We start from the raw sequence: 8,027 nt of genomic DNA, 5'->3' as shown, positions 1-8,027 counted from the left end.
CACTTACTGGGCTAGTTTTTCTAGCCCATCATACTTCCTGCTTTTTGTCAACCTTTTTTACTGGACTGGCGCTCTAGCTGAGTTACATATTGACCGAGCTTATTTATCCAGTCATTGGGTCACACAGCGGGATGAGCAATTAAAAATATTTTCTAAGGCGTGGCCGGTCAGAAATTCTGGCCGGTTTGATAAAAATGCCTTTTTCCTAGACTGGGATACGCATTTAATTAGCTGCCCAAATCAGGTAAGTATCCCATTTGAACCCGGAAAAGTTGTTCATTTTCCTGAGAGTGCATGTGCAATTTGTCCTCTGAGGGAAGACTGTACGAACAGTAAAAAAGGACGCAGTATATCAATTCATGCTGATGAAGCCTTAATGCAAGAGTTGCGAGCGCGTCAATCCACTACTATTGGTCGTCAAGAATTGAGAGAGCGTACTACAGTTGAACATTCTTTAGCTCATATTGGTCATTGGCAGGGGAATCGTGCCCGCTATATTGGACAACGTAAAAATCTCTTCTCACTACGCCGAGTCGCTGTTGTCCATAACCTTCATGTCATTGCTCGAATGGATAAGGTTCTGCCAATTAAACCGAGCATAGAGTCGAACTCATTGACCGGGTAACTGCATACAGCCTTTTTCTTGTCAATACCTAATACTGAACCGACGCTCTAGTAACCCCGATCGCATAGATTCAGAGATAGAGCAAGGATTTTGTTCGTTGACGATTGCACCGCCTCGATGAAAGAGAGTGACAAAGAGTCCATGAGAGTCGGCGGTGCAATCGTCAACTCACTCGACTCTCATCCTCGCGCGATGCCGAAGTGGTTATGTTGTGGGGATTCCCCCCTGTCTCGCTAAAATTATCGAAGGGTTTTCCACTCGACCGATCGCTCCTCCAGGAAATGGATCGGTTTGCGATCGGTTGGGCGCTACGATTAAGCTGGTTAGTTTTTCTACGCTTTCAAAGCTGGGTGCGGAGGGCAATATTTGTTGCAGTAGTTGCCGCATTGACCGTCGCTGCAATGCCAGGGGTGCTTCGCGCAAAATCGGGCGATTTAACTTGACGGGAAGTTGAAAATTCACCTGCGGATTATCTCCAATTGGAGACATTGCTCGCTGTAGCAAGTCGCTGGCTGCAAGTTCGAGATATTCTACGTCGGCGCGGAGGAGTTCGGCTGTTTGAGCTAGCGCTTGTTGGGCTTTTGGGTTGAAATGAGTTTCCAAATAAGGCAATAATTCCGATCGAATGCGGTTGCGCGTATATTGCAAGTCTTGATTTGTGGAATCTTCCCAAATTGGTAGTTTTTGCTCTTGACAAAATTGACCTGTTTGTGAGCGAGTTATTTCCAGCAAGGGACGGACTAAATAGATTTTAGATTTGAGATTTTGGATTTTCGATTGGGAATTTTCATCCTGATTTTCCAACCTAAAATCGGCAGATATTTGGGAGTTGGGATTTTCGCCGGAATTCCCCAATCTAAAATCTAAAATCGGCAATCGAAAATCGAGCAGGGGCCGCGTCCAGGTGAGGGCGGAAAGTCCGTCGGCGCCGCTGCCGCGAATCAGGTTGTAGAGGAGTGTTTCGGCGCGATCGCTGGCTGTGTGGCCTGTAACAATGTAGGGGTAGTTGTGGGCGATCGCAATTTCGGTTAAAGCTTGATATCGCCACTGTCTGGCGGCTGCTTCTGTTTTGGGGATGTCCGATGCTGTTTCCAAATAGTAGGATATTCCCCAGTTTTTAGCTAATTGTTCTACATGATTGGCCGAGGCTTCCGAGTCAGAACGCCAACGGTGATCGCAGTGAGCAATCCCTAGGTTCCAGCCCCATTTTGGCTGCAAATCTAGCAGTAATTTAATTAAACACAGAGAATCTTGTCCGCCGGATACTGCTACTAACAATCGCTGATGTGATGGCAATATTTGTCGGTGCAACAGCGTCCGGTGCAGTTGAGCGTGGAGGTGCGTCCAATTGGAAGATTCAGCCATGAGAGCAGTTTTTCATTAAGCAAAAAGAAGGAAGTTCGGCAACGAGGAGTGTAGGGGATTTAACGGATGGATTTTGAGGAAAGAAGGGGATCGTCCCCCTCTCCCTATCTCCCTATCTCCCAGCCTTTGGCTTCTTAGCTCCACATTCCTAGACTTTGGGGGTCGCGGTCGGGATACCTAGACATTGGAATATTATTACTTATTTGTGTTGATTCACTGAGATTTAATTGCTCATTTATATCGGTTTGATTTGAGCTATCTGCGCCGTTGATTTGCACGGTGTCTGATATTTCCGGGGCGACAGAAAGGGCTTTTTGTTCTTTGATCTCAGGTTCGCTCGGGCTGAACTCCAGACGCATCCTAAGTTTTCCTTTTGTCCAGTTTTTTCCGGCTCTTAATAGCTCGCAATCCATGCCGTCTGAGAATAACTTTTCCTCTACCAATTTTGACTGCATAATGGCCATAAATTCGCTGACTTTGAATGTACATTGATACATCAAAGCGCTGGTAGGGGCAGACAAAACATCGTCTTCTTGGGGAAATATTGGCGATTCGTCCATATCCATTGTCCTTATTTTAATGAAGTTCGGCAACGAGCAGTGTACGGGATGTAACGGATTTAACGGATGGATGTTGAGGAAAGAGGTTCTAGGTTCTAGGTTCGAGAGCAGAAAATTTGACAGCCTCGCGGGTTGAGTAAGGTGGGAATTGCCCACCCTACAACCGGAGAGAATATTAATCCCTATTGTTTGACTTATCCTGTTCTTCTGTGGCCCGTTGGTGGATCGGGAATTAGAAAAACCAACCGTAGGAATGTAAACCTTTGCCTAACAGATTAACGCCTAGATAGCAAATCCAAACTACCACAAAACCTGTGGCGGCTAAAATTGCTGGGCGTCTTCCCTGCCAGCCGCGAGTAATGCGGGCGTGCAGGTAGGCAGCAAAAACCAACCAAGTAATCAGCGCCCAAGTTTCTTTCGGGTCCCAACTCCAGTACGATCCCCAAGCTTCGTTAGCCCAAACAGCACCGGCAATAATGCCAACTGTCAGTAAGGGGAATCCTAAACCGATGATGCGATAGCTAATGTTATCAAGAGTTTCTGCTAGATTCAAGCGCTGGGGCGAGAGAAGTTCTGCGGTTTGAGTTGAGGCGGTTGATGGGGTTTGAACGGTTGCTAATTCGAGCACTGCGGTGGTGCCCAAACCGTTATTGTTGGAGTTGAAAGAGGGTTCGCTGAACACTAATGCGGTGTCGGCGCTGGTTTCTGCACTTTGAGGTTCGGGGTTTTGAGGGCGTTGGAGGCGGTAGTTGCCGTTGCGGTTGCTGTTGGTGCCGAAGGAACTACCGGTGAGTTCGATTTTTTGACCGCGGGTGACGATTAAAAAGGCGATCGCCAGTAGCGCTCCTACCATTAAAGTTGAGTAACTCAGCATCATGACGCTAACGTGCATCATCAGCCAGTTTGATTTGAGGGCGGGTACTAGGGGCTCTGCAGATTGCATGGTTGCGGGCAGAGTCAGGGCTGCAAAGGCGGATATTGCCATTGCTACGGGGGATGTGGCTACTCCTACTAAGCGGGAACGGCTCATGTTTTCCGCCACTAGGTGGATGGCGGTGATTCCCCAAACTAGGAAAAATAGGGATTCGTAGAGATTGCTTAAGGGAAAGTAGCCGGCTTCTATCCATCGAGAACCGAGTAAAGCAGCGATGGATAGGTTGGCGACGGCCATTCCTGCGGTTCCTAGGGCCCCCAAGTAGGGAATGCCGGGGAAAGCTGCGCCAACCCAGTAAATTAGCATTGTTGAGAACAAAATGGCGAAGGAGATGTTGTCCAGCCAGTTCTGGAGTACGACCAGATCCATAAAAATTACTCCGGTAATGTTTTTACTTATTTTTGCTAACTAGATCGATCGTACTGGGGTTGGGCAGTTTTGGGTTTGGGATTTTGAATTTTTGTGGGAATTGTGACTTGTTGGCGGTTGTTGAGATGCCCGCGGGCGATCGACCCGAACAGGCAAATAAATACGTCAAACGCTCTCCCCCTCGGCTTCCTGGGTTGTGGGGCGGTATTTGGTGCATCCGCTGTTGCTGGGAGGAGGTTAAGCGTGCTATGGGGGCGGGTATTCTTCTGGCGGCCCAGAAGCTGATTGATGATGGTGGAAGATGTTTTGGGAGTGAGGGCTTTCTCAAATTTCCGTAAAGCTGCTGTAAAGCAATTTACATCTTTAAAAGTTTTGGTAAATCTCAAAAAAGCAATCAAGGGTAGTCCTGCATATAGCCTTTCTCAGAAAGATGGAGTAGCAGAAACCCTGTGTTCTCAAGCTTCTTAAGTGAGATTGTGTACCGCTATAGTAAGGATACTTAAGGCTTTCACTCTCTAGATAAACTGCCGTTATGGTAAAGATTCCCTACTATCTCAGGCCCCCTCTTAGTAAACTACTTTTGGAAAAGTTGAAAAACAGCAAGTAGTTTTTGCCCTTTAGCTTCTACAGTTGAAGAGTCCTACCTAAGAAAAGCTTTTTCACCCACAAACGAAACCTGTTTTTGAGATGGAACATTAGACCTCTTGCGAAAGTCTCAGGCGAGCGCTAATTTGTCTTCAAATAAAGTTCATAATTATAAATACCAGCGATCAAATTAAATCTTAATCCGAAGCGTCTTCTTCGATTTCGATATCTTGATGAAAGTATTCTAAATATATTTAAACTTCGATGTATATTTTCAATAATAATTCTGTCTTTTGCTAGTTGCCGATTTAAAACTTTTTCGGCTTGAGTCAGTTTTTTATTTTTTATTTTTTTGAGCGGTGTTCTACTATTAGTATGAATCTTTTTTATTCCTTGATAACCCTTATCACCTAAAAGCTCAAGTTCTTTATTCATCCCGAGCTTGCTTTTTTTAAACAAACTAAAATCATGCGTTTTCCCGTTACTAAAAGCTGTACATATTATTTCGGTACTTTTTGTGTTGGCTAAAACTTGCGATTTTATTGTATGATATTTTTGCTTTCCACTATAATATTTCTTTTGCTTTTTTTGAGGACGCTCTATTTCATGTTCTGACACATCCACCGCTACAGTTTCTATCTCATTTTGACTTTGATAAAGAAATTTTTTACCAGGTAAATTAAATAAACCTGAATTTATTAAAGCTTTCTCAGTTCTAATTACAATTCGATAAGCATTTGATTCATTAATACCCCATTTAATTCCCAGATGAAAAAAACTAGGATATTCTCGCAAATAGGATAATGTCATTAAGATTTGGTCTTCTACGCACAATTTACTTGGTCTTCCTGATTTTTTTTGAAGTATTTTTTCCGCTTTGACTATTTTTACCATCTCTTTGAATGTCTCTTGATGTACTCCACAGTAGCGTTTAAAGTCTTTGGGCGTTAACTTTTGTAATTGTTCGTAATTCATATTATTAAGCTAATTTTTTCTTTTATTTTACCGAGAACGCTCGCACTTTCGCAAGAGGTCTATTAATTGGGGATTCCCATCCAAATCATAAAGCGCGAAAGTGGAAGTGTAAGCAGGATCTATCTCATAGGCAAACCAAATAGTTGGAAAGTTGCCCCACTGGACGAAATGACTAGCGCCAGCGCGAAAAGCGTCACGATGCAAAATGTAAGCTTGATGCGCGACGACGGCACGACGAAAGCGATCAGGAATGATTGACTCAAAACGATCAATTAACCTCATCCGCTCAGGATTAGCCCCACCGTAAGCGAGGCGGGATTTCCAAACACGGTCGTATATAGAAAATTCGGTTAGACCCCATTTAATGTGATGACGGCGACCAAATTCACCCAGAGCAGGAATAAGCCAGCCGTGGTATTGCCACCAGTAAGCATCAATCCATTGAAGATGGACTTGCAAACCGATCTCAAAACGCAAACCAGGATGCTTGGCGGTCAAAGACAAAAACCAAGAAGTAAAATCATTAAAACTTTTGGGGTTAGCGAATAATACAAAAGGTTCATTCACAATGACCCGAGAACCCCTAGGAAGCTTAAATAAAAAGGCATCTAGGTTTGAAACAACCGACACATCAAACTGAGAGCCAAGTAAATCGCGGTTGCTCAAATACCAATCATCCAAAGTAAAGCATCTAAAGTTAGAAATCCGGCGATCGCTAAATCCGATCCTATGAGTGCAGCAATTTCGACTTTTACACCACCTCTCAAGGCGAGGCGCGGGCTGCTTCCAATCCGCCCTTAACTGAAATTCAGGAATGAACAAACGAAACTGAGACTCGATTTTTGCCCAGGCCGGACGGAAAGCATAATTTTTAGGATCGCCGTCGGTAAAAATTATCCTCCCAGAAACAGCCGTGCCAAATTCAATCAAAGGGTTAAAAGCAACTTGAAAAGGACGAAAATAATACTCAACTACCAGAGTATAAAAAACGATTAAAAATAAAGTGAACAAATTAAATGCAAGACCCAACTTAAAAGACTTAAAAATCAACCTCAAATAATAATTCATAATTATCACTTAACAATTTTACTCCAACCAGGACGCCAACCCCTACACTCAGGGTCAACTACTTCGCTTCTCCAGTATCCTTTATCCCATCCTTGGACTGCTTCTAAATTTTTCCAATCCTTATCCTGCAATGCTCTATATCTATCCCCATGTACTAAATAGTAGGAAATAGCGCGAGATTCTACAAATAGCTTAGGTAAAAAAGGATTGTATTCTATTTTAGGAGCCAAAGTAGGCGCATCCTGGGAATAAGCTATTATGAAACACCCCTTAACGTCTGTAAAATTGCCCCCAGGACTTGCCCAAATTACTTGAGTCCAGACTTTCTTACCAGGAGGACAATTAGGTGAAGAACAAGCAGGATAAGTTTGTATTGCAGGAAGAGGCGGAGGGGCAGGCATTGTAAGACCTGTATTAAGGCGATTAAAATTTTGACCCTCGCACTCATTACGAGGATAACAAGTAGTGGAAATACAACAAGAGCCGCCACCATATCCACATCCAGCACAAACAACACAAGGGCGAGATTCAACCTGACCTGCACACATTGACTTAGATTGTTGTGCTGCGCTTAAAGCTAATGCCTGAGCAGCAAGTAAATAATTTTTATATGGACCATCTATATAAGCTTTATTGACAACTTGCCAAGCTGCATAAGCTGCACGATTAGCATTATCAATAGACCTCATCTGAGCGCGATATGCCTCACACTCAGGAGTATTTGATCCAGCATTAAAAAATCCTGTAATTGATACTAATGTTGCAATAATAGGAAGCCAAATGCTAGCTATACTACCTAAACCAAAACCAACTAAATATGCAGCACTTCGGAGAGAAAGTAAACTAGCAGAAGTAACAACAATAGGTGCAGCCTCTGTAATAAGAAGCCTCAGCCCTCCTGCAATTTTAGTGAAACGTAAAAGCATAAACTATCTTTTAAATGCTAACTTCCAAGCTTTAACCAGTCCAGCAATAACCATTATAGGCAAAGCAGTTCGATAGCTAACAACAGCAGCAAACTTTAAAACGGGAGAATTTACACTCTCTAAAGCTGCAATTAATAAAGCTGGAATGCGAATTGAATTAGGAGAAGTAGGCATTAAATCTAGCACTTTACTAGACAGAACAGAACCACCATCTCTATTAAATAAACACTCATATTGCTCTAACTCCTCTTGAGTTAATTTACGTCTAGAAGTATTTGCCAACCAATAAGCATCAGGATTAGTCTGGTTTTGGACACCACTAACACTAACAAGCTCTAGAGGTTTATCCTCAGCGCGGATATCTCTAGTATAGAACGCTTGGCACAGACCATTCAAATCTGTACCAGACGGGACGTTGCCCATCCCATATGCAGCAGATATCATTTCTTTGGTGTTAACTTGAATCATTTGATAAGTACACCATGTATACGTCGGAGGCGGGGGAGGGGTAGCTGTAGCAATATGGAAAGATAAAAGAAAAAACGTAATTGCTCAACCCCCTTGACAAGAAGACGAGATAGACATTAGATCAAGGAATGGAAAAACTCCCCGACTTAAAG

Annotated in this window: 9 protein-coding genes; 1 reads left to right on the top strand and 8 read right to left on the bottom strand. The window is 43.4% G+C overall.

Annotation, left to right across the window (positions count from 1 at the left end; translation table 11 throughout):
- A partial coding sequence (locus QUB61_RS36480; RefSeq protein WP_333136457.1) for a transposase occupies positions 1-625 on the top strand: 625 nt, incomplete at its 5' end.
- Between the two features lie 204 nt (positions 626-829).
- Here QUB61_RS36480 and tilS read toward each other — a convergent pair.
- The 8 genes from tilS to QUB61_RS36440 form a co-directional block, all read right to left on the bottom strand.
- On the bottom strand, positions 830-1,990 hold the full coding sequence (gene tilS / locus QUB61_RS36475; RefSeq protein WP_333136459.1) for a tRNA lysidine(34) synthetase TilS: 1,161 nt from the start codon (positions 1,988-1,990) through the stop codon (positions 830-832).
- Between the two features lie 134 nt (positions 1,991-2,124).
- Positions 2,125-2,550: a KGK domain-containing protein gene (locus tag QUB61_RS36470; protein ID WP_333136462.1), complete on the bottom strand. Its 426-nt coding sequence runs from the start codon at positions 2,548-2,550 to the stop codon at positions 2,125-2,127.
- A gap of 232 nt (positions 2,551-2,782) precedes the next feature.
- Positions 2,783-3,853 (bottom strand): c-type cytochrome biogenesis protein CcsB, encoded by a 1,071-nt coding sequence (gene ccsB / locus QUB61_RS36465; protein WP_333136464.1) that lies wholly within the window; start codon positions 3,851-3,853, stop codon positions 2,783-2,785.
- 35 nt (positions 3,854-3,888) lie between these two features.
- Positions 3,889-4,251: a hypothetical protein gene (locus QUB61_RS36460; protein WP_333136466.1), complete on the bottom strand. Its 363-nt coding sequence runs from the start codon at positions 4,249-4,251 to the stop codon at positions 3,889-3,891.
- Between the two features lie 328 nt (positions 4,252-4,579).
- The gene (locus QUB61_RS36455; RefSeq protein ID WP_333190378.1) at positions 4,580-5,413 is read right to left on the bottom strand and encodes an IS5 family transposase; all 834 of its coding nucleotides are present in this window, start codon (positions 5,411-5,413) and stop codon (positions 4,580-4,582) included.
- Positions 5,414-5,440: 27 nt separating this feature from the next.
- A complete protein-coding gene (locus tag QUB61_RS36450; RefSeq protein WP_333136731.1) occupies positions 5,441-6,094 on the bottom strand; it encodes a hypothetical protein in 654 nt (217 codons plus the stop codon).
- 392 nt (positions 6,095-6,486) lie between these two features.
- On the bottom strand, positions 6,487-7,407 hold the full coding sequence (locus QUB61_RS36445) for a hypothetical protein (RefSeq protein WP_333136729.1): 921 nt from the start codon (positions 7,405-7,407) through the stop codon (positions 6,487-6,489).
- Between the two features lie 3 nt (positions 7,408-7,410).
- A complete protein-coding gene (locus tag QUB61_RS36440) occupies positions 7,411-7,875 on the bottom strand; it encodes a hypothetical protein (RefSeq protein WP_333136727.1) in 465 nt (154 codons plus the stop codon).
- Positions 7,876-8,027: the final 152 nt, after the last annotated feature.

Origin of the sequence: Microcoleus sp. C2D2, from assembly GCF_036702495.1 — a bacterium.
In the GTDB taxonomy this organism is placed as follows: domain Bacteria; phylum Cyanobacteriota; class Cyanobacteriia; order Cyanobacteriales; family Microcoleaceae; genus Microcoleus.
Note: the sequence above shows the minus strand (reverse complement) of the source record. Positions and strands in the feature narration are given on the sequence as shown.